The 20752-nt window shown below is 71.7% G+C and carries 18 protein-coding genes; 10 read left to right on the top strand and 8 right to left on the bottom strand.

The genetic code is table 11. The features are described 5' to 3' along the window. Positions 1-122: 122 nt before the first annotated feature. Together OHU34_RS19675 and OHU34_RS19670 are read right to left on the bottom strand one after the other, a co-directional pair. The gene (locus OHU34_RS19675; RefSeq protein ID WP_405767522.1) at positions 123-1691 is read right to left on the bottom strand and encodes an ABC transporter permease; all 1569 of its coding nucleotides are present in this window, start codon (positions 1689-1691) and stop codon (positions 123-125) included. After that, positions 1688-2578 carry an ABC transporter ATP-binding protein gene (locus OHU34_RS19670; RefSeq protein ID WP_142265390.1) on the bottom strand — a complete coding sequence of 297 codons (891 nt, stop codon included), beginning with the start codon at positions 2576-2578 and terminating at the stop codon, positions 1688-1690. The genes OHU34_RS19675 and OHU34_RS19670 overlap by 4 nt, the downstream gene beginning before the upstream one ends. Before the next feature lie 74 nt (positions 2579-2652). Between OHU34_RS19670 and OHU34_RS19665 the strand changes: the two genes are divergently transcribed. Beyond that, a complete protein-coding gene (locus OHU34_RS19665; RefSeq protein ID WP_142265391.1) occupies positions 2653-3141 on the top strand; it encodes a GbsR/MarR family transcriptional regulator in 489 nt (162 codons plus the stop codon). 6 nt (positions 3142-3147) lie between these two features. Here the strand turns inward: OHU34_RS19665 and OHU34_RS19660 are convergent, their stop codons facing one another. Beyond that, entirely contained in the window at positions 3148-4668 is a 1521-nt protein-coding gene (locus OHU34_RS19660) for an APC family permease (protein ID WP_405767520.1), read from the bottom strand. Positions 4669-4838: 170 nt separating this feature from the next. Between OHU34_RS19660 and OHU34_RS19655 the strand changes: the two genes are divergently transcribed. From OHU34_RS19655 to OHU34_RS19645, 3 genes are read left to right on the top strand one after another with little or no spacing between them, the layout of a single operon-like run. Next, positions 4839-6221, top strand: a complete 1383-nt coding sequence (locus OHU34_RS19655; protein ID WP_405767517.1) for an ethanolamine ammonia-lyase subunit EutB — start codon at positions 4839-4841, stop codon at positions 6219-6221. Further along, positions 6218-6988 carry an ethanolamine ammonia-lyase subunit EutC gene (eutC, locus tag OHU34_RS19650; protein WP_405767515.1) on the top strand — a complete coding sequence of 257 codons (771 nt, stop codon included), beginning with the start codon at positions 6218-6220 and terminating at the stop codon, positions 6986-6988. Before OHU34_RS19655 ends, eutC begins: the two co-directional genes overlap by 4 nt. A 34-nt stretch (positions 6989-7022) precedes the next feature. Further along, positions 7023-7181: a hypothetical protein gene (locus OHU34_RS19645; RefSeq protein ID WP_405767513.1), complete on the top strand. Its 159-nt coding sequence runs from the start codon at positions 7023-7025 to the stop codon at positions 7179-7181. 10 nt (positions 7182-7191) lie between these two features. On the opposite strand, the gene OHU34_RS19640 is transcribed toward OHU34_RS19645, so the two are convergent. Then, positions 7192-8064, bottom strand: a complete 873-nt coding sequence (locus OHU34_RS19640) for a diacylglycerol kinase (RefSeq protein ID WP_405767510.1) — start codon at positions 8062-8064, stop codon at positions 7192-7194. Positions 8065-8270: 206 nt separating this feature from the next. Between OHU34_RS19640 and OHU34_RS19635 the strand changes: the two genes are divergently transcribed. The 3 genes from OHU34_RS19635 (at position 8271) to OHU34_RS19625 (ending at position 11909) form a co-directional block, all read left to right on the top strand. Then, entirely contained in the window at positions 8271-9554 is a 1284-nt protein-coding gene (locus tag OHU34_RS19635; RefSeq protein WP_028806748.1) for an adenylosuccinate synthase, read from the top strand. A 143-nt stretch (positions 9555-9697) separates the two neighbouring features. Beyond that, positions 9698-11518, top strand: a complete 1821-nt coding sequence (locus tag OHU34_RS19630) for a bifunctional metallophosphatase/5'-nucleotidase (RefSeq protein WP_405767508.1) — start codon at positions 9698-9700, stop codon at positions 11516-11518. 97 nt (positions 11519-11615) lie between these two features. Beyond that, positions 11616-11909, top strand: coding sequence for a hypothetical protein (locus OHU34_RS19625; protein ID WP_142265397.1), 294 nt, complete (start codon positions 11616-11618; stop codon positions 11907-11909). Positions 11910-11929: 20 nt separating this feature from the next. Here OHU34_RS19625 and OHU34_RS19620 read toward each other — a convergent pair whose 3' ends face one another. The 4 genes from OHU34_RS19620 to OHU34_RS19605 all read right to left on the bottom strand — a co-directional run bounded on the left by OHU34_RS19620 (position 11930) and on the right by OHU34_RS19605 (position 17457). Next, positions 11930-12580 carry a hypothetical protein gene (locus OHU34_RS19620; RefSeq protein ID WP_142265398.1) on the bottom strand — a complete coding sequence of 217 codons (651 nt, stop codon included), beginning with the start codon at positions 12578-12580 and terminating at the stop codon, positions 11930-11932. 59 nt (positions 12581-12639) lie between these two features. After that, a complete protein-coding gene (locus OHU34_RS19615; protein WP_405767505.1) occupies positions 12640-15168 on the bottom strand; it encodes a dolichyl-phosphate beta-glucosyltransferase in 2529 nt (842 codons plus the stop codon). Beyond that, positions 15165-15866 carry a GntR family transcriptional regulator gene (locus OHU34_RS19610; RefSeq protein ID WP_142265400.1) on the bottom strand — a complete coding sequence of 234 codons (702 nt, stop codon included), beginning with the start codon at positions 15864-15866 and terminating at the stop codon, positions 15165-15167. The genes OHU34_RS19615 and OHU34_RS19610 overlap by 4 nt, the downstream gene beginning before the upstream one ends. 235 nt (positions 15867-16101) lie before the next feature. Continuing rightward, entirely contained in the window at positions 16102-17457 is a 1356-nt protein-coding gene (locus tag OHU34_RS19605) for an aspartate aminotransferase family protein (RefSeq protein ID WP_142265401.1), read from the bottom strand. A gap of 180 nt (positions 17458-17637) precedes the next feature. On the opposite strand from OHU34_RS19605, the gene OHU34_RS19600 reads away from it, so the two are divergent. The 3 genes from OHU34_RS19600 to OHU34_RS19590 all read left to right on the top strand — a co-directional run bounded on the left by OHU34_RS19600 (position 17638) and on the right by OHU34_RS19590 (position 20672). Next, positions 17638-18246: a type 1 glutamine amidotransferase family protein gene (locus OHU34_RS19600; RefSeq protein ID WP_142265402.1), complete on the top strand. Its 609-nt coding sequence runs from the start codon at positions 17638-17640 to the stop codon at positions 18244-18246. Then, the gene (locus OHU34_RS19595) at positions 18243-18710 is read left to right on the top strand and encodes a MarR family winged helix-turn-helix transcriptional regulator (protein WP_142265403.1); all 468 of its coding nucleotides are present in this window, start codon (positions 18243-18245) and stop codon (positions 18708-18710) included. Before OHU34_RS19600 ends, OHU34_RS19595 begins: the two co-directional genes overlap by 4 nt. Positions 18711-18803: 93 nt before the next feature. Beyond that, positions 18804-20672 (top strand): protein kinase domain-containing protein, encoded by a 1869-nt coding sequence (locus OHU34_RS19590; RefSeq protein WP_405767501.1) that lies wholly within the window; start codon positions 18804-18806, stop codon positions 20670-20672. Positions 20673-20752: the final 80 nt, after the last annotated feature.

The raw sequence follows: 20752 nt of genomic DNA, 5'->3' as shown, positions 1-20752 counted from the left end.
TTGCTTCGACCGGGAGGCGCCCACGCGGCGCCTCCCGGTTCTCGTATGTGCCCCCGCCGGCGTGAACCGGCCCGGGCGCCAGGCAGCCGGCACCGGACACCACGCGCCGCGCGCCCGGCAGCCTAGGTCGTCAGGTCCCGCCGGCGCAGCGCCGCGAGCCCCGCGGCCACCAGCGCCGCCGCGGCGGCGGAGAGCACCAGCACCGGCGCCCACTCCATCCCGCCGCCCGGCAGCTTCGGCAGGTGACCGAAGGGGGACAGGTCCAGGACGGCCTGCGGGGCGTCCAGGGCCGGGCCGATCCAGCCGATGAGCAGGATCGCGCCCGCCACACCCCACGCGGCCGGCGCCAGCCGCGGGGCCGTGCCGTACAGCAGGACGGTCAGGCCGCCGACCAGCCAGACCGCCGGGAGCTGCACCAGACAGGCGCCCATGATCGGCAGGATCTCCTTGCCGTAGCCCGCCGCGAAGCCCAGCCCGGCCAGGAGCATGATCAGGGTGGCGCCGCCGAAGGCGGTCAGGAGGTGACCGGCCGCCCAGCGCAGCCGGCCCACCGCGTTCGCCAGGACCGGTTCCGCGCGGCCCGACGTCTCCTCGCCGTGCAGCCGCAGGACGGACGACACGATGTACAGGGCCGCGATCAGGCCGAGCATGCCGATCATCGAGGCGAGGAACGCGTCCGTCAGGTCCGACCGGCCGCCCATCCGTTCGAAGATCTCGCGGGCCCTTTCGTTGTCGGCGACCAGGTCGGCCGCGCCCTCGGTGAGCCCGCCGTACACCACCCCCGCGAGGAAGAAGCCGACGCTCCAGCCCAGCAGGGCGCCCCGTTGCAGCCGCCGGGCCAGCGCGGAGGCCGTACCCAGACGTCCTGTCGGGGGGCCCGGTCGAGTGGGCAGGAAGCTCATGCCCACGTCCCGGCGGCCGGCCAGCCCGTACGCCAGCGCGCCCTGCGCCACGGCCGCCGCCGCGAACAGGGGCAGCACCCACCACCGCTCGTCCGCGAACGCCCGCAGGTTCTCCAGCCAGCCGAGCGGGGACAGCCAGGTCAGCGCCGACGAGCCGGTGTCGGTCGAGGAGTCGCCCGCCGCCCGCAGGACGAAGGCCGCGCCCAGCATCGCCGCCGTCAGCCCCCGGGCCAGTCGCGCGCTCTCGGTGAGCTGCGCGAGGACCGCCGCCGCCGTGGCGAACACCATGCCCACCCCGGCGAGCCCGAGGCCGAACGCGACCGCGCCCGCCGCTCCCCGACCCGCCAGGCCCGCCGTCACCAGCAGGGCCAGTACGGCGTTGGCGACGCCCGCCGCGAGCAGGGCCGCCGTCAGGGAGGCGCGGCGGCCGACCATGCCGGACGCGAGGAGTTCCTGGCGGCCGCTCTCCTCCTCGTCACGGGTGTGCCGTACGACGATCAGCAGGCTCGTCACGGCGGCGAGCGCGCCCGCGTACACGCCCACCCGCCAGGCCGTCAGCGCGCCGATCGAGTCGTCGAAGACGGGGCCGATCAGGGCCCGCAGGGAGGCGTTGGTCTCCATCTGCCGCAGCAGGTCGGCCCGGTCGGCCGGGGTGCTGTAGAGGCTCTCGAGCGTGTTGGGCATGGAGAGGACCATCAGGGTGTTCACGGCCACCCAGACGGGGATCAGCACCCGGTCGCGGCGCAGCGCGAAGCGCAGGAGCGGGCCGGTGCCCGCCAGCGTGGTCATGCCCGCGCCTCCTGGTAGTGCCGCAGGAACAGCTCCTCCAGCGTCGGTGGTGTCGACCTCAGCGACCGTACGCCCGAGTCCGCCAACGACCGCAGCACCGCGTCGAGTTTGTCGGTGTCGACGTGCAGCGTCACGTGCTTTCCCTGTACGTCGAGGTCGTGCACGCCCGGCAGCTGGGCCAACCCGTTGGGGGAGCGGGTGAGTTCGGCCGTCACGCTCGTCCTCGTCAGGTGGCGCAGGTCGGCCAGTGAGCCCGTCTCCACGGTGCGGCCCTTGCGGATGATGCTGACGCGGTCGCACAGTTCCTCGACCTCGCTGAGGATGTGGGAGGACAGCAGGATGGTCCGGCCGCGGTCCCGTTCCTCCCGTACGCAAGCCTGGAAGACCTCCTCCATCAGGGGGTCCAGGCCCGAGGTCGGCTCGTCCAGGATCAGCAGGTCGACGTCGGAGGCGAACGCGGCCACCAGGGCGACCTTCTGGCGATTGCCCTTGGAGTACGTACGGCCCTTCTTGGTGGGGTCCAGTTCGAAGCGGTCGATCAGGTCGGCCCGGCGGGCCGCGTCCAGGCCGCCGCGCAGTCTGCCGTACAGGTCGATGACCTCGCCGCCGGAGAGGTTGCGCCACAGGGTCACGTCGCCCGGGACGTACGCGATGCGGCGGTGCGCCTCGACCGCGTCGGTCCACGGGTCGCGGCCGAGGACCTGCGCGGCGCCGGAGTCGGCACGCAGCAGGCCGAGCAGGACGCGGATGGTGGTGGACTTGCCGGCGCCGTTGGGGCCGAGGAAGCCGTGCACCTCACCGGTCTCGACCTCCAGGTCGAGGCCGTCCAGAGCGTGGGCGCGGCCGAAGGACTTGTGCAGTCCGGACACCGAGATGGCCTTCGTCATGGCATCGAACGTACGCTTCTTTCAGAAGTTTGTGAAGTTAAGGAATCGTGCGAAGAACCGTTAGAATGCGGGGCATGAGCGAGAACGGGCGGGACGCGGAGGCCGTGTCGAAGTTCGTCGAGTCCTTCGCGGCCCAGCTCGTCGAGGCGGGGATGCAGCGCATGGCGGCGCGGGTCTTCGCCGCGCTCCTCTCCTCCGACGAGGGTGTGATGACCTCCGCCGAGCTGGGTGAGCAGCTGCGGATCAGCCCCGCCGCCGTCTCCGGCGCGGTGCGCTACCTGGCTCAGGCGCACATGGTGTCCCGCGAGCGGGAGCCCGGCTCGCGCCGGGAGCGCTACCGGGTGCACGGCGACCAGTGGTACGAGGCGCTGACCAACCGCGACACCCTCATCAAGCGGTGGGAGGGCGCGCTGCGCGAGGGCGTGCTGAGCCTCGGCCCGCACACGCCCGCCGGACGCCGCATGGCCGAGACGCTCGCCTTCTTCGAGTTCATGGAAGGCGAGATCTCGGCCATGATGGAGCGGTGGCGCGTCCACCGTGTGACGGTGTTCGGACAGGACTAGCCCTCGCTAGCGCTCCTTCGTCTCCTCCAGCACCGTCCGCCCCAGCAGCAGGTAGCGGGACGGGTCCCGCCGCTTGAGGTACTGGGCGTAGCCCACGCCGGCCACCGCGATCAGCGCGACCAGCCAAGGCGTCGCCTTGAGCACCGGCGAACCCGACTCCGGCCCGGCCGCGACCCCCATGTTGGACACCAGCAGCTTGACCACGGCGAGCATCGCGACACCGCCGACCAGCGGGGCGGTGAACGTCCTGAACCAGTGCCTGCTCTCGGGGTGGTGGGAGCGGAAGTAGACCAGCACGGCGAACGAGCACACCGCCTGCACCACCAGGATCGCCATCGTGCCGAGGATCGCGAGCAGCACGTACGTACCGGTGTACGGGTCCTTGCCCGCCGCCCAGAACGCGCCGATCAGAACGGCCGAGACGACGGTCTGGACCAGGCCCGCGATGTGCGGGGAGCCGTGCCGGGCGTGGGTGCGGCCGACGGTGTTCTTCAGGGAGGGCAGCACGCCCTCGCGGCCCAGGGCGTACATGTAGCGGGCGGCGCAGTTGTGGAAGGCCATGCCGCAGGCCAGCGAACCGGTGATCATCAGCCACTGCATGACGTCGACGGCCCAGTGGCCGACGTACCGCTCGGTGGGGCCGAAGAACAGGCCGAGCGGGTTGTCGCCGGCGACCTGCACGGCCGACGACTGTCCGGTGCCCGTGATGGCCATCCAGGAGACGAACACGTAGAAGACGCCGACGCCCAGCACCGAGATCATCGTGGCCTTGGGGATGATCTTCTTCGGGTTGCGCGACTCCTCGCCGTACATCGCCGTCGACTCGAAGCCGACCCAGGACCAGAACGCGAAGAAGAGCCCGAGGCCCGCGCTGGTCCCCTTGAAGGCGTTGACCGGGTTGACCGGGTCGATGCTGAAGCCGTCCGGGCCGCCGCCGTGGAAGGCGACCGAGACCGCCATCGCCGCGAGGATCGTCACCTCGGTGGCGAGCAGGACGACGAGCAGCTTCTCGGCGACGGAGACGCCGAACCAGGTGCCCGTCGCGTTGACCGCGAGCATCAGCACCGCGAACGCCCACCAGGGGATGTCGAGGCCCGTCTGGTCGTGCAGGGTGGTCGTGGCGAAGGTCGAGAAGATGCCGATCAGCGCCGGCTCGAACACCACGTACGCGAAGGTCGCGAGCAGCCCCGAGGCGAGCCCGACCGAGCGGCCGAGGCCGTAGGAGATGAAGCCGTAGAAGGCGCCCGTCGAGGTGATGTGCTTCGCCATCGAGGTGAAACCGACGGAAAAGATTGCCAGGACGACCATTGCGACGAGATAGCTCGCCGGGGCGCCGATGCCGTTGCCCGACGACACCATGAAGGGCACGTTGCCGGTCATCGCGGTGATCGGCGCGGCCGTCGCGACGGCCATGAAGACCACCCCGAGCAGGCCGATGGCGTTGGGCTTGAGCCGGTGAACGGCACCTTCCCCGCCTGACTTCGCCGCTGTGCCCGCCGCTGAGGCGACGCCCTCGTCCACTGCCATCGGGGTGGCCCCTCTCCTGGTCGTCCACTGGTGTGCTGGACCGGAACTCTGTAGCCCGAATGAGTCGGTCAAGGGTGTCGAGACGTTAAATGCTTGTCAACCAGACCTTTAGAAATCTGGCAGACCCCTGAGAAATCTGGTCGCAACACGCGCCTCGTACGGTCGCCGCCATGAGCGCCTACACCTCCACCCTCGGCGGCGAGCGGTACCGCTTCGACTCGCTCGCCCGGCTGCTCGCCGCAGCGAGCCCCGAACGTTCCGGCGACCGCCTGGCCGGTCTCGCGGCGCAGGACGCCCGGCAGCGGGTCGCCGCGCGCCGGGCGCTGGCGGACGTGCCGCTGACCGACTTCCTGACCCGGCCCCTGATCCCCTACGAGGACGACGACGTCACCCGGCTCATCCTCGACACCCACGACCAGGCCGCCTTCGCGCCGGTGGCGTCGATGACGGTCGGGGAGCTGCGGGAGTGGCTGCTGTCGGAGGCCGCGGACGCGGTGACGCTGGCCGCGCTGACGCCGGGGCTCACCCCGGAGATGGCGGCCGCCGTCTCCAAGCTCATGGGGAACGCGGATCTGGTGGCGGTGGCCCGGAGGATCCGGGTGGTGACCGCGTTCCGCTCGACCATCGGGCTGCCGGGCCGACTGGCCACCCGGCTGCAGCCCAACCACCCGACCGACGACCCGGCGGGCGTCGCGGCCGCCCTCCTCGACGGTCTGCTGCTGGGCTCCGGTGACGCGGTGATCGGCGTCAACCCGGCCACCGACAGCCCGAAGGCCGTACGGGACCTGCTGGAACTGCTGGACGGGGTGATCGGCCGGTACGCGATACCCACCCAGTCCTGCGTGCTGTGCCACGTCACCACCAGCGTGGACCTGATGGAGCGGGGCGCCCCCGTCGACCTCGTCTTCCAGTCCGTCGCGGGCACCCAGGCCGCGAACGCCTCCTTCGGGGTCACCCTCGGTCTGCTCGACGAGGCGTACGAGGCGGCGCTGGCGCTGCAGCGGGGGACGGTCGGCCGGAACGTCATGTACTTCGAGACCGGGCAGGGCAGTGCCCTCTCCGCCGGCGCCCACCACGGGGTCGACCAGCAGACGGTCGAGGCGCGGGCCTACGCGGTCGCCCGCCGCTACGACCCGCTGCTGGTGAACACGGTCGTCGGCTTCATCGGCCCGGAGTACCTCTACGACGGCCGACAGATCCTGCGCGCCGCCCTGGAGGACCACTTCTGCGGCAAGCTGCTCGGCCTGCCCATGGGCCTGGACATCTGCTACACCAACCACGCCGACGCCGATGACGACGACATCGCCACGATGCTGACGATGCTCGGCGTCGCCGGGGCCTCCTTCGTGATCTGCACCCCGGGCGGCGACGACATCATGCTCAACTACCAATCGGCCTCGTACCACGACGCGTTGTACCTGCGGGAGGTGCTGGGGCTGCGCCCGGCGCCGGAGTTCGAGGCATGGCTGGATTCGATCGGGCTGCTGGACCCGCGCGGCGGCATCCGCGAGCTGTCCGGAACGGCCCATCCGCTGATGGAGATCGCCGCATGACCATCAGCCGGATCACCACCGACGGCCAGGGAGAGCTGTGGGCGTCCCTGCGCCTGCGCACCCAGGCCCGTATCGGCCTGGGCCGGGCCGGTTCCGCCCTCCCCACCCGGCACCGCCTGGAGCTCCAGGCGGCGCATGCCGCCGCCCGGGACGCGGTGCACTCGCCGTTCGACCCGGACGCGGTGGCCGCGCGGCTGACCGGCACCCCGGTGGTCCGGGTCCGCAGCGCCGCCCCCGACCGCCTCACCTACCTCCAGCGCCCCGACCTGGGCCGCCGGCTGAACCCCGTCGACCGGGCCCATCTGCCCACCGGGGAGTGGGACGTCGTCTTCGTGGTCGCCGACGGGCTGTCCAGCCGGGCGGTGCACGAGCACGCGGCGGCGCTGATCCGGGCGACGGCCGCGCGGCTGCCGTCCGGCACCAGGGTGGCGCCCGTCGTCCTCGCCGAACAGGCCCGGGTGGCCCTCGGCGACGACGTCGCGCACGCCATGGGCGCCACGGCCGTGGTGCTCCTCGTCGGCGAACGCCCCGGCATGTCGGCGGCGGACTCCCTGGGCGCGTACCTGACCCACCGGCCCGTACCGGGCGTCACCACCGACGCCGACCGCAACTGCCTGTCCAACATCCGGCCGCCGCTGGGCCTCGCCTACGAGACGGCGGCGACGAAGCTGGTGGCGCTGCTTGCGCGGGCGCGGGAGCTGGGGCGGTCGGGGGTCGGCCTGAAGGACGAATCCGGTGACGGGCCCGTGGCCGAGGAGCTCCTCTGAGTGGCGGCCGGTTTCGTGGCGAAGGGGGCGCATCATGACGTCGATGACGGAGCGACCGACGACAAGCGGCACCGAACCCCACAGCGTCGAGGAACTCCAGGACGTCCTCGACGAGCCGATCGTGCCGGACGGCTGCAAGGCCGGGATCATCAAGGGGAACATCGTCTCGTCGCCGTGGTCGAGGGGGTACTGAGCAGGCCTACTCACCGCCCCGGCAGCATCAGCCCCAGCGCCCCCTCACGCACCGTCCAGGTGCGCACCCGTACCGGCCCCGCGACCGCCGCGTCCGCCCGGTAGCGGAAGTCCGCGCCCGAGACGGTCACCGTCCGCCCCCGGGCCTCCAGGGGCAACGCCACCGCGCCCAGGGACAGCGGCCGTACCCGCACGACCGCCGTGCCGGAGGGTCCCGGGGTCACCGACACCGCCTCCACCGGCTGGTCGAGGTCGACCAGGGTCACCCCGTCGACCTCGATCCGCAGCCGGGCCGGGCCGGGCGTGGCCGGGGCGGCGGAGAGCCGGGACGGCCGCGACGGCACCAGCGTCCGGAAGAGCGACTGGTAGGTCCGCAGCCAGGGGTGGCCGCCGCCCTGTGCGAGGCCGGCCTCCGCCACTGTCGGCTCCGCCTGCGCGGCGAGCGGCACCGGCGGGATCCGCAGCGCGCCCAGCACCACCCCGTCGCTGTCGTCCACCAGTACGTCCAGGCGCCGCTCGGCGCCGTCCAGGACGGCCCGGGCCGCCGCCACCGCACCCGAGGGCACCCCCAGGGCGTGCGAGACGCCCAGGCCCGCACCCACCGGCACCACCGACAGCACGGTTTCGGCCAGGGCCCGCTGGCGGTGCAGCAGGGCCACCGCCCGCATCAGCGCACGGTCGTCGCCGACGACCACCGGCCGCCGCGAGCCCCGCCGGGCCAGCACCCGGGCGAATTCCTCCTGGTCCTCGGGCAGGCACACCTTCGTACTCGCCGCACCCGCGCTGAGCACGTCTTTCGCGATGCGTACGGACTCCCCGTCCCAGCGCCGGGCGACCGGATCGATGATCACCAGCAGCTGATCGGACGTCGCGAAAGTCGCCACCTCGGTCCTGCCTCGCTTCCTCGGGTAGCATCTTTGTGCAAGAGCCCCTTGCGCTATTGCGCCAGGGGCTTGGTCTATTCCGGGGCATCCGGGTCCGACAAGCGGCGACCGACGACGGTCGCGGTGCACGTGGTGCACGCGGTGGAAAGTGCCACCGCGTACGCCCCTGGCCTTGGACATGCCCCACCCGGAAGGGGTGTACGCGCGTGCCCGCACTTGTGCTGCTCGGTGCTCAGTGGGGTGACGAAGGCAAGGGAAAGGCCACCGACCTTCTCGGTGGCTCGGTGGATTACGTAGTGCGTTACCAGGGCGGCAACAACGCCGGCCACACGGTCGTCGTGGGCGACCAGAAGTACGCACTCCACCTGCTCCCTTCGGGAATTCTGTCACCCGGCTGTACGCCGGTCATCGGTAACGGTGTCGTTGTCGACCCGTCGGTCCTGCTCTCCGAGCTGAGCGGTCTGAACGAGCGCGGCGTCGACACGTCGAAGCTGCTGATCAGCGGCAACGCGCACATCATCACCCCGTACAACGTCACTGTCGACAAGGTGACGGAACGCTTCCTCGGAAAGCGCAAGATCGGCACCACCGGCCGCGGTATCGGCCCGACCTACGCCGACAAGATCAACCGGGTCGGCATCCGGGTCCAGGACCTGTACGACGAGTCGATCCTGACCCAGAAGGTCGAGGCGGCGCTGGACGGCAAGAACCAGCTGCTGACCAAGTTGTACAACCGCCGCGCGATCGCGGTCGACCAGGTCGTCGAGGAACTGCTCGGCTACGCGGAGAAGCTCGCTCCGTACGTCACCGACACGGTCCTGCTCCTCAACCAGGCGCTCGAGGCGGACAAGGTCGTCCTCTTCGAGGGCGGTCAGGGCACGCTCCTCGACATCGACCACGGCACGTACCCCTTCGTCACCTCGTCGAACCCGACCGCGGGCGGCGCCTGCACGGGTGCGGGCGTGGGCCCGACGAAGATCAGCCGGGTCATCGGCATCCTGAAGGCCTACACGACCCGTGTCGGCTCGGGCCCGTTCCCGACCGAGCTGTTCGACGAGGACGGCGAGGCGCTGCGCCGCATCGGCGGCGAGCGGGGCGTGACGACCGGTCGGGACCGCCGCTGCGGCTGGTTCGACGCGGTCATCGCCCGCTACGCGACCCGCGTGAACGGCCTGACGGACTTCTTCCTGACGAAGCTCGACGTCCTGACCGGCTGGGAGCAGATCCCGGTCTGCGTGGCGTACGAGATCGACGGCAAGCGCGTCGAGGAACTTCCGTACTCGCAGAGCGACTTCCACCACGCGAAGCCGATCTACGAGACCCTGCCCGGCTGGTCCGAGGACATCACCAAGGCGAAGTCCTTCTCCGACCTGCCGAAGAACGCCCAGGCGTACGTCAAGGCGCTGGAGGAGATGTCCGGCGCCCCGATCTCCGCGATCGGCGTCGGTCCGGGCCGGGACGAGACGATCGAGATCAACTCGTTCCTGTAGTCCACGGCGGTAGCTCGGCTTGGGCCGGTCTTGGACATCCTTGACCGGCCCATGGCCTGTTCGCGGTTACGCCCGTAACTGGCGGAAGCAAGCATCTACGCGGGTAGTTGCCCCTCCTTCCTCACCAGTTCCAGGAGCCCCGTATGCCCGTGAACCCCATGAACCGGCGTGAGTTCGTGCAGAAGTCGGCCGTCACCGGAGCGGCCGTGGCCGTCGCCGGAGCGGTCGGTTCCGGTACCGCCGAGGCCGCCACCGGCCACGCTCCCGAGAAGACGCCCCGCACCTGGTCCTTCTCCATCCTGGGCACCACCGACCTGCACAGTCACGTCTTCGACTGGGACTACTACACCGACGCCGCCTACGCGGACAGCAAGGGCAACTCGGTCGGGGTCGCCCGGATCGCCACGCTCGTCGAGCAGCAGCGGGCGGCGAAGGGCGAGGGGCATGTCCTCCTCGTCGACGCCGGCGACATCATCCAGGGCACCTCGCTCGCCTACTACTTCGCGCGCGTCGACCCGATCACCGGGACCGACGGCAAGCAGGGGCCGAAGCACCCCATGGCCGTCGCCATGAACCACATGCGCTACGACGCCGCCGCCCTCGGCAACCACGAGTTCAACTACGGCATCGAGGTGCTGCGGAAGTTCGAGCAGCAGTGCCGCTTCCCGCTGCTCGGCGCGAACGCGCTGGACGCCAAGACCCTCAGGCCCGCCTTCGCCCCGTACACGGTCAAGAAGATCCGCGTCCCGGGCGCCCCCGACATCAAGGTCGGCATCCTGGGCCTCACCAACCCCGGCATCGCCCTGTGGGACAAGGACAACGTCAGCGGCAGGATGGTCTTCCCGGGGCTGGTGGAACAGGCGAAGAAGTACGTGCCGAGACTGCGGGCGCTCGGCTGTGACGTCGTCTTCCTGACCGACCACTCCGGGCTCGACGGATCGACCTCCTACGGCGACGCGCTCCCGTACGTCGAGAACGCCTCCAACCTCGTCGCCGAGCAGGTCCCCGGCATCGACGCGATCCTCGTCGGGCACACCCACGTCGAGGTTTCCTCGTACACCGTCAAGAACGCGGAGACCGGAGAGGAGGTCCTGCTCTCCGAGCCGTACTGCTGGGGCTACCGGCTGACCGTCTTCGACTTCGAGCTCGAACTGCACCACGGGCGCTGGAAGGTCACCGGCAAGAAGGCTCAGACGCTCGACCCCCGCACCGTCGACGAGGACCCGGAGATCACCAGGCTCCTCAAGGCCGACCACGACCTGGTCGTGAAGTACGTCAACACGGCCGTGGGTACCTGCACGCAGGACCTGTCGGCGGCGGAGTCCTGCTGGAAGGACGTCCCGATCATGGACTTCATCCACGAGGTCCAGCTGAAGGCGGTGGCCGCCGGGCTGTCGGCCGCCGACGCCGCCCTGCCCCTGATCTCCGTCGCCGCGCCCTTCAGCCGCACCGCCGACATCCCGGCCGGTGACGTCACCATCCGCGACATCGCCGGGCTCTACATCTACGACAACACCCTGTACGGCAAGAAGCTCACCGGCGCCCAGCTCAAGGACTACCTGGAGTTCGCGGCGAAGTACTACCACCAGGTGCCGGCGGGCACGGCGGTCGACACCGCGACCCTGACCAACGCCAACAGCTTCTGGGACTACATGTACGACACGGCGGCGGGCGTCTCGTACGACATCGACATCGCACAGGCGGAGGGGGCGCGGATCAGGAACCTCACCTACGACGGCGCCGCCGTCGCCGACGACCAGGTCTTCGTGGTCGCCGTCAACAACTACCGCGCCAACGGCGGCAGCGGCTACCCGCACATGGCCGCCGCCGACATCGCCTACAGCTCCACCGACGAGATCCGTCAGCTGATGATCGACTACGTCACGTCCGAGGGAACCCTGGACCCGGCCGCCTTCGCCGCCGCCAACTGGAAGCTGACGCAGGCCGGCACGGCCGTCTTCTGACGTCGGCCGGCCGGTCCCGGGTCAAGGGAGAAATGCCGCATACAGGCATATCCTGGGGTTGACAGGCGTGTGTGTCGACCAGAAGGAAGTGACTGCGATGCGCATGATGCTGAAGGTGTCCATGGACACCGAGAAGGCGAACGAGGCCATCCGCAACGGCACCCTCGGGAAGCTGATCGAGGAGTCCATGGCGCAGCTCAAGCCCGAGGCCGCCTACTTCACCACCGACCACGGCAAGCGCACCGCCTTCCTGTTCTTCGACATGGAGGAGAGCGCGCAGATGCCCGTGCTCAGCGAACCGTTCTTCCTCCACCTCGGGGCGGAGATCTCCTACACCCCGGTGATGAACAGGGAGGACGTACAGAAGGGCCTCTCGCAGCTCGGCCGTTGACCGCCCACCCGACCGGCCGCTCAGCTGAACACGATCATCGACCCCTGCGCCAGGCTCCGCGTCGCCGCCGCGTGCAGCCCGAGCCAGACGTGCCGCTCGCGCGCGAACGGGCTGGAGTCGTACGGCGCCGCAACGGCGGGCTCCTCCAACTCCGTGGGCCCGGCGGGCGGTTGCGGAGCCAACGGCGGATTGGCCGGATCGATGCCGATCGACGGGGCCACGAACTCCAGTTCCCGCAGCAGGGACTGCGCGGAACCCAGGGGTCCGCCGCCCGCGAGGAGTTCGTCGTTGGACAGGGGCTGCGGGAAGTCGACCGGAACGTAGGCGCCCGCGTGGTCGTAGTGCCAGACCAGGTGCGACTGCTGGGCCGTCGCCTCGAACATCTCCAGGAGCTGCTCGTAGTCGCCGCCCAGCGCGTCCACCGGCGTCACCGGCAGCCCGCACACCTGGAGGAGGTAGGCGCGGCGCAGGAAGTGCAGGGCGTCGTAGTCGAAGCCGGCCACCGGGGCGACCTCGCCGGACAGCCCCGGCATGTACTGGTACACCGGCACGGGCGGCAGCCCCGCCTCGGCCAGCACCTTGTTGTACTGGGCGAGTTCGTCGGCGAAGGGATTGTCGGGGGTGTGGCACAACACGTCGACGAGTGGCACCAGCCACAGGTCACAGGCCAAAGAGAGCTCCTCACTCAGTACGTTGACCGGTCAGGGAAGACTAGTCGGTGCGACCCGCATCAGCTCCCCCTGTGCAGATCCCATACCCACACTCCGGCCACCCGCCTACCCGGCCGGCCGACCAGCTTCTCCACCGTCTCACGCAGCCGGTCGTCGTGCGGTTGCGGGGCCAGCACCAGCGCGCCCGCCCGCCAGTACGCGAGGTCCTCGCGGGTCTCGGCCCGAGCCCGGGCGTCGATCACCGGGACGACGCCCGTGTACCGCACGTCCCGCAGCAGACTCGCCGTGAAGCGCAGCGGGACGCCGTAGACGCCGGTGCGGTCGCCGTCGCCGTACGGGCCGTTGAAGTAGCCGCCGGGCATCCGGAAGCCGAGGCCGGCCGCCGTCTGCCAGTGCAGCGCCTCGGCGTCCTCGGGTTCGGCGAGCGGCACCGGGACCAGACTCTCGTCGCCCCGGACGTAGGACTTCCAGGTGCCGTCGGTGAAGAAGGCGGGCACCTCGGCGCGCGGCTCGGATTTCAGCGGGGCGGGGACGAGGGGAAGCAGGGCGAGGCAGACGGCGAGCAGACCGGCGTACTGGGTGCCCAGCCGGCGGGCCTGGGCGAGGCGGTCGACCGCCAGGGCGAGCAGCATGCCCAGCGGCGGGGCGCAGACCAGCGCCACCCGGCTCTCGATGACCGAATCGAAGAGCGGCAGGCCCGCCAGCGCGGCCCAGGGGCCGGGGACCGTGGTGTCGGTGAGCGGGAGGGCGATGCGCGAGCCGAGGGACAGCACGGCCGCGGCCGCCGCCGTACCGGCCAGCGCCTTGACCACCGGCCGCCGCCGCAGCCCCACCGCGATCGCGAACGCGAGCAGCACCAGCGGCCAGCCGTAGAAGGCGTTCTGCTCGGTCGGGTTCAGGGAGAGGGCGTCGGCGCGGTGGGCGTCGCCCGCGATCAGGGAGCGTTCGGCGAAGGAGACCAGCGCCCGGACGGAGTTGGCGACGCCGGGCGCGGTGCCGTGGTCGATGCCGGTGTAGCTCTGCGGGCCGGAGAACTGCCAGGCCAGCGGGTAGACGACGAGCGCCAGACAGACGGCGGCGGCGACCGCCAGACCGCTCAGCAGGGGCCGTACGGCGTTCCGCGCGACGTCGGGGCGCACGGCCGCGTAGGCGGCCGCGAACAGCAGCATGCCCATCGCGGCGAGCAGCAGCGGTTCCTCGCCGAGGAAGAACTGGTAGGCCGCCATCAGGCCGAGGACGACCGCGTTGCGGGTGACCCGTTCCCCGGCCGTGAGCCGCAGCGCGCGGTCGATGATCGGCGGGATCATGAACAGCACGACGAAGTTCGGGTGCGCGTTGGCGTGGCTGATCAGGGGCGGCGCGAACGTGGCCAGCGCGGCTCCGGCGAAGGCGGCCGCCCGCTGGCGGACGAGCCGTTTCACGATCAGCCGGTACCAGGCGACGGCCGTCCCGGCCAGGCCCAGCGTCATCACCAGGCTCAGCGTGACGGCCGGGCCGGACAGCAGCGTGACGGGCGTGAGCGGGACGGACAGGCCCAGCATCGTGGTGTTGGCCATCAGGTTCACGCCGTCCGGGGCGCCCTGGAGGCCGGTGAAGAGGGGATTGCGCAGGTGAGCGATGTTGTCGGCGGTCACCGCGAAGAACCACTCCCACTGGTTCTGGTCCTGGAGGGAGTCGGTGAGATAGCGGTGGGCCGGGTCGAGGAGGCGGCCGGAGTAGAGAGCCACCGCCATCGCGAGGAACAGCAGGACGGCGACGACGTCCGCGGGTCTCGGCGCCGGGATCCGGAGCCGGACCAGATCGCGCAGGACCCGGAGGTAGTCCGCCGGACGGACCTTCGAGCCGGGCTGGTGCGACCAGTGCACGGGCACCTCGGCGACCGGCCAGCCGACCCGCTGGAAGTGGCGCAGCACCTCCACGTCGATGGCCCAGCCGTTGAGGCGGGAGGCGGCGAACGCGACGCGGGCCTTGTCGCCGTCGAACAGCTTGAACCCGCACTGGGTGTCGCGCGTCCCGGGCAGTGTCGTCCCGCGTATGAGCAGGTTGCCCGCCCGGCCGGCGAGTTCGCGTACCCGGTGCCGGCGGTCGCCGAGGGTCGCGCCGGGTACGGCCCGCGAGCCGATCGCCGCCGCGTTGCCGTCCGCGAGCGCCTTCTCCAGGCGCTCCAGCTCCTCGACGGGAGTGGCGAGATCGGCGTCCATGACCAGTACCTGGCGGCCCCGGCAGGCGGCGACACCGCGGCGCAGGGCGTGGCCCTTGCCCCGGTTGCCGGAGCCCGCGACGAGCTTCACCCGGGGGTCGCGGCGGACGGTGACCAGCTCACGGGTGGCGTCGGTGGAACCGTCGTCGGCGACCAGGATCTCCCAGGTGCGCCAGTGGCTCCCGGTCGCGTCGAGGTAGCGGGTGACGGCGTCCAGGGTGGGACCGAGCCGGCGCTCCTCGTTGAAGGCGGGGACGACGACGGAGAGTTCGACGGGCGCGGTGCGGTGCGCGGGGTCGGGCGTGCCGGTAGGAGACGTACGGGTAGGGGGCGTACGGGTAGGGGGCGGACCGGGGGCGGGCGAGCCGGGGGCGTGCGCCCTGCTCATTCCGCCGCCAGTCGCTCGATCAGGGCCATGGAGTCGTCGTTGTACGCGGCGAGCATCGCCCGGGCGGTGGCGGTGTCGCGGTCGTACAGGGCGTCGACCAGTTCGGTGTGGCCGGACCACAGGTGGCCGCGCAGATCGGTCGGCCGGCGCAGGTGCTGCACCGTGCACACCCAGGACTGGAGCCGCAGCCGGTGCAGGAAGTCGGCGAGATAGGGGTTGCCGAACAGGGCGCTCAGCTCGCGCCAGAAGCGCAGGTCGTAGCCGATGAGGACGGTGAGGTCACCGGCGGCCGCGGCCCGCTGCGACTCCTCGCCGCGCCGGCGCACCCCCGCTATGGCGGCGGCGGTCCGCGGGTCCTCGTAGTTGTGGTGGCGCTGGCGGCCCTCGTCCAGGGCGAGGAACATGCCCTCGATGATCAGGCTGCGCGCCTCGATCATGCCCCGGAAGTCCGCGACGGAGTACTCGTGGACCCGGAAGCCCCGGTGCTGGTCTGCCTCCAGGAGGCCCTGTGCGGAGAGGTCGACGAGGGCCTCGCGGACGGGGGTCGCGGAGACGCCGTACTGCTCGGCGATCTCCTTGACGGTGAACTCCTGGCCCGGCTGGAGCCGTCCCCCCAGCACCTCGTCGCGCAACGCGTCGGCGATCTGCTGTCGCAGGGTGCTGCGCGTCACGGCTCCGTTGCCGGTGCTGCCGGGCATGGTCGGGGCGTCTCCATCGTCAGGTACGGGAAAAGCGGCGTGCTCGTCGGTATGTACGAGCACGCCACCTTACGCGTTCGACGAAATCAAGACCTTGGACGATCGGTGCGGTGGAGGGTGCGACGGGGGTGCGTTGTCGGGTGCGGGCCGGTGGGGGCCGGTCGCACGGTTCCCCGCGCCCCTGAGGGCGCCTGGGGGCGCCCCCGGCCGGCTTCCGTGCGGGCCCCGGCCGGTTCTAGTCCGTGTACTCGTCGGCCACCGAGAGTGCCGTGTCCAGGGCTGCGAGGCCCTCCTTGATCTCGGACTCGGACACGTTGAGCGGGGGCACGAAGTGGGTGCGGTTCATGTTCACGAACGGCCACACGCCGGCCTTCTTGGCGGCCGCGCCGAAGGCGGCCATGGCCGCGTTGGCCTCGCCCGCCGCGTTGTACGGCACGAGCGGCTCGCGGGTCTCGCGGTTCTTCACCAGCTCCAGGGCCCAGAACATGCCGACACCGCGCACCTCGCCGACGCACGCGTGCCGCTCGGCGAGTTCCCGCAGCCCCGGTCCGACGACCGAGGCGCCCAGGTTCTTGGCGTTCTCGACGATGCCCTCCTCCGCCATGACGTTGATCGTCGCGACGGCGGCCGCGCAGGCCAGCGGGTGCCCGGAGTACGTCAGACCGCCCGGGTAGGGCCGCCTGGCGAAGGTCTCCGCGATCGCGCCGGAGACGGCGACCCCGCCGAGCGGCACGTATCCGCTGTTCACGCCCTTGGCGAAGGTCATCAGGTCGGGCGTCACGTCGAACAGGTCGGCCGCGAACCACTCACCGGTGCGCCCGAACCCGGCCATGACCTCGTCCAGGACGAAGACGATCCCGTACTGGTCGCAGAGCTGCCGCACCCCGGCGAGATAGCCGGGCGGCGGGACCATGATCCCGGCGGTGCCCGGGACGGTCTCCAGGATGATCGCGGCGATCGTCCCCGGCCCCTCGAAGGCGATCGTCGTCTCCAGGTGCTCGAGCGCCCGCGCGGTCTCCTGCTCCTCCGTCTCCGCGTAGAAGCGGGAGCGGTACAGGTACGGCGCCCAGAAGTGGACGACCCCGGCCGTCGCGCTGTCGGAGGCCCAGCGGCGCGGGTCGCCGGTGAGGTTGACGGCCTGCTGGGTGCCGCCGTGGTACGAGCGGTAGGCGGACAGCACCTTGGCGCGTCCGGTGTGCAGCCGGGCCATGCGCACCGCGTGCTCGACCGCGTCGGCCCCGCCGTTGGTGAAGAAGATCTTGTCCAGGTCGCCGGGCGTCCGCTCGGCGATCAGCCGGGCGGCCTCCGAGCGGGCCTCGACGGCGAAGGCGGGCGCGAAGGTGGTCAGGTGTGCGGCCTGCTCCTGGATCGCGGCGACGACCTTCGGGTGCTGATAGCCGATGTTGGCGTAGACGAGCCCGCTGGTGAGGTCGAGGTACCGCTTGCCGTCGTAGTCCCAGAAGTACGACCCCTCGGCGCCGGCCACGGCGAGCGGGTCGATGAGCTCCTGGGCGGACCAGGAGTGGAAGACATGCGCGCGGTCCGCGGCCTTCACGGCGGCGCCGGCCTGGGGGCTGGACTGAGGGGTCATGTCAGTGAGCGTAAATGTCCGCGATGCGGAAGCGGTATCGGCGTCCTGTTCCGTGGAGGGGGCGATTCCGCGACAGGTTGTCGGGCGTGGGGGGAGCCCTTCCGGTATTGACAGCCTGCTGTCGAAATGACAGACTGCTGTCATCAAGCCTTACGGGGATCCGCTCACCGAGGAGGAACCATGAGCCGCAAGCCGGTGCATCTCGCCGTGTACGACACGCTCGCCGACTGGGAGACGGGGTTCGCGACGGCGTACCTCGCGCGCAACGGGTACGAGATCCGGACGGTCGGCGGATCGGAGGAGCCGGTGGTCAGCACCGGCGGACTGCGGATCCGGCCCGACCTGGCGCTGGACGCCGTACGGCCCGAGGACAGCTCCCTGCTGATCCTGCCGGGCGCCGACCTCTGGGACACCTCCGACGACCTCGCGCCCTTCGCCCGCACGGCGCGCGCGTTCCTCGACGCCGGGGTGCCCGTCGCGGCGATCTGCGGGGCCACCGCGGGACTCGCCCGCGAGGGCCTGCTCGACGACCGGGACCACACCGGTGCGGTCTCCTTCTACCTGGCGGCGACCGGCTACGCGGGCGGCGACCGGTACGTCGAGGCGGACGCGGTCACCGACTCGAACCTGATCACCGCCGGTCCGACCGAGCCGGTCGCCTTCGCGCGTGAGATCTTCCGGCTGCTCGGCGTCTACGAGGGCGAGGTGCTGGACGCCTGGTACCGGCTGTTCCACGACTCCGACGCGGCGGCGTACGAGGTGCTGGAGAAGGCGACGGCCGACCGGTGAGCAGGGAGCGACAGGATCTGCTCAGCCGCAGCGCCCTCGGGGTGTTCCGGCTGAACGGACAGTTCCTCACCGTGGCCGAGGAACTGGCCGGGCCCGCCGGTCTCACCGCCGCCCGGTGGCAGGTGCTCGGCGCGGTGCTCGGCGACCCGCTGCCCGTGTCCGGCATCGCCCGTGCCATGGGCATCACCCGGCAGAGCGTCCAGCGCGTCGCCGACCTGCTGGTGGAGCAAGGCCTCGCCGAGTACCGGCCCAACCCCGCCCACCGGCGCGCCAAGCTGCTCGCGCCCACGGAGGCCGGGCGGGCCGCGGTCGCCCGTATCGATCCCGGGCACGAGGCCCTCGCCGACCGGCTGGCGGAGGCGTTCGGGCAGACGGAGCTCGCCGAGGCCGTCCATGTACTGGAACGGCTGTCCAAGGTGCTGGACGGCCTGGCGTCCGCTGCGCCCGCTGTTACGCAACCGTAGACACCACACCGCACTACTCCCCGAACCGCCGGATTATTCTCGGCTGGGTTGCACATGTCTCGATCACACATGTGCGGGAAAGGCGGCGCTGCGATGGAGAAGCTGGGCCAGGGGGACCCGCAGCGCATCGGCGGCTACCGGCTGCTCGCGCGGCTGGGCGCGGGCGGCATGGGGCAGGTCTACCTCGCCCGCTCGGACCGGGGGCGCACCGTCGCCGTGAAGCTGGTCCGGCGGGAGCTGGCGGCGCGCGAGGAGTTCCGGGCGCGGTTCCGGCAGGAGGTGCGCAACGCGCAGCGGGTCGGTGGCTTCTGGACCGCGCCGGTGCTCGACGCCGACACCGAGGCCGCCGTGCCCTGGGTCGCCACCGGCTATGTCGCCGGGCCGAGCCTCCAGCAGGTGGTGAGCCACGACCACGGTCCGCTGCCCGAGCGGTCGGTGCGCATCCTCGCCGCCGGGCTCGCGCACGCGCTGGCGAACATCCACGCGGCCGGGATCGTCCACCGTGACCTCAAGCCGTCGAATGTGATGGTCACCATCGAAGGGCCCCGGGTCATCGACTTCGGCGTCGCGCGGGCGCTGGAGAGCGTGACCGGCGACAGCCGGCTGACCCAGACCGGCGCGGTGATCGGCTCGCCCGGCTTCATGGCCCCCGAGCAGCTGCGCGGCGATCCGGTCACGCCCGCCAGCGACGTCTTCTGCCTCGGCTCGGTCATCACCTACGCCGCGACCGGCGCCCTCCCCTTCGGCTCCGCCGACAGCGCGGCACACGCCCTGATGTTCCGCATCGCCGAGGACGAACCCGACCTCGCGGGCGTCCCCGAGGGCATCGCCGACCTGGTCCGCGCCTGTCTGCGCAAGGACCCGGGCGCCCGCCCCTCCCTCGACCGCGTCCTGGAACTCACCGGCGTCGACGACACCGTCTCCGACGGCCGCTCCCGCGACCCCTGGCTGCCCGGTGCCCTGGTGGCGCAGCTCGGCCGCCACGCCGTGCGACTGCTGGAGGTGGAGGACCCGGAGGGTGCGGCCCCGTACCCCTCCGGTTACGGGGCGCGCCCCACCCTCCTCGACCACGCGGCGACCGCCCCCGAGGCCTTCCCGGAACACTCCGGCCCGCGCGGCCACGCGCCCTCGCCGGACCGCCGCCCCACCCTGGTCGCGGGCGCCGACGGCATCCCGGCGCAGCCCCGCCCGCCCGGCGGACAGGCCGCCCCGGCCCACCCGGTGTACGGCTATCCCCAGCAGGCCCCGGCCGCCCACGGTCACCCGCAGCAGCCGTCGGCCGCCTGGTCCGCGGCGCCGTACAACCCGTACGCGGACGGCACCGCGGGCCCCGGCGCCGCTCCCGCGCACGACCCGTACGGGCCGGGCCCCACCGGCCCGCAGGAGCCGGCGCGCCGCAGCGGCCGGACGACCGCCGTGCTCGTCGCCGTCGGCCTGGTGGTCGCGATCGCCGCGGGCGGCTCGGTGTACGCGTTCATGAACGGTGACGACGATGCCGCCGCGAACGCGGCGCCCACCGGGTCCGGCGGCTCGACGTCCTCCTCCGCGAAGGCCTCGGAGCTGCCCGCGCCGGACTCGTCGCCGTCCCCTTCCGCGTCCCCCTCCGCGTCCTCGGCGAACGGGGTGGTCCCGGCGGCCTACCTCGGCACCTGGACGACCACGATCGAGAACGAGAGCGGCACGAACACGCGTCGGCTGACCCTCGCCCAGGGCAAGGTGGGCGACGCGGTGCTCGCCCTCGTCGCCGACGGGGACGGCTACCACTGCGAGTTCAGCGCCGCCCTCTCCGAACGGCCGGGCGGTGAAGGCCCGTTGAAGATAGGTCCGTCCAAGGTCACCACCGGTGAACCCCTCTCCTCGTGCAGCCCGGGCGCCGCCTCCGAGGTGACCCTGCTCGCCGACGGCACACTGCGCCGGGTGAACACCGGCACCGGGGAGAAGCTGACCTACACCCGGCGGTGAACGTCGTGCGACGTCCGGACCCCGGAGGGCGTGCGCCTGCGCCGATGAAGCCCGTCCGGCGATTGAGGACGAGGCCGTCC

Origin of the sequence: Streptomyces sp. NBC_00080, from assembly GCF_045041255.1 — a bacterium.
GTDB lineage: Bacteria > Actinomycetota > Actinomycetes > Streptomycetales > Streptomycetaceae > Streptomyces > Streptomyces coriariae.
Note: the sequence above shows the minus strand (reverse complement) of the source record. Positions and strands in the feature narration are given on the sequence as shown.

Bases quoted from the DNA above. Each gene is read 5' to 3' on its own strand.
- OHU34_RS19675 (WP_405767522.1), bottom strand. From the start codon at position 1,691: ATGACCACGCTGGCGGGCACCGGCCCGCTCCTGCGCTTCGCGCTGCGC.
- OHU34_RS19670 (WP_142265390.1), bottom strand. From the start codon at position 2,578: ATGACGAAGGCCATCTCGGTGTCCGGACTGCACAAGTCCTTCGGCCGC.
- OHU34_RS19665 (WP_142265391.1), top strand. From the start codon at position 2,653: ATGAGCGAGAACGGGCGGGACGCGGAGGCCGTGTCGAAGTTCGTCGAG.
- OHU34_RS19660 (WP_405767520.1), bottom strand. From the start codon at position 4,668: ATGGCAGTGGACGAGGGCGTCGCCTCAGCGGCGGGCACAGCGGCGAAG.
- OHU34_RS19655 (WP_405767517.1), top strand. From the start codon at position 4,839: ATGAGCGCCTACACCTCCACCCTCGGCGGCGAGCGGTACCGCTTCGAC.
- eutC (WP_405767515.1), top strand. From the start codon at position 6,218: ATGACCATCAGCCGGATCACCACCGACGGCCAGGGAGAGCTGTGGGCG.
- OHU34_RS19645 (WP_405767513.1), top strand. From the start codon at position 7,023: ATGACGTCGATGACGGAGCGACCGACGACAAGCGGCACCGAACCCCAC.
- OHU34_RS19630 (WP_405767508.1), top strand. From the start codon at position 9,698: ATGCCCGTGAACCCCATGAACCGGCGTGAGTTCGTGCAGAAGTCGGCC.
- OHU34_RS19625 (WP_142265397.1), top strand. From the start codon at position 11,616: ATGCGCATGATGCTGAAGGTGTCCATGGACACCGAGAAGGCGAACGAG.
- OHU34_RS19615 (WP_405767505.1), bottom strand. From the start codon at position 15,168: ATGAGCAGGGCGCACGCCCCCGGCTCGCCCGCCCCCGGTCCGCCCCCT.
- OHU34_RS19610 (WP_142265400.1), bottom strand. From the start codon at position 15,866: ATGCCCGGCAGCACCGGCAACGGAGCCGTGACGCGCAGCACCCTGCGA.
- OHU34_RS19605 (WP_142265401.1), bottom strand. From the start codon at position 17,457: ATGACCCCTCAGTCCAGCCCCCAGGCCGGCGCCGCCGTGAAGGCCGCG.
- OHU34_RS19600 (WP_142265402.1), top strand. From the start codon at position 17,638: ATGAGCCGCAAGCCGGTGCATCTCGCCGTGTACGACACGCTCGCCGAC.
- OHU34_RS19590 (WP_405767501.1), top strand. From the start codon at position 18,804: ATGGAGAAGCTGGGCCAGGGGGACCCGCAGCGCATCGGCGGCTACCGG.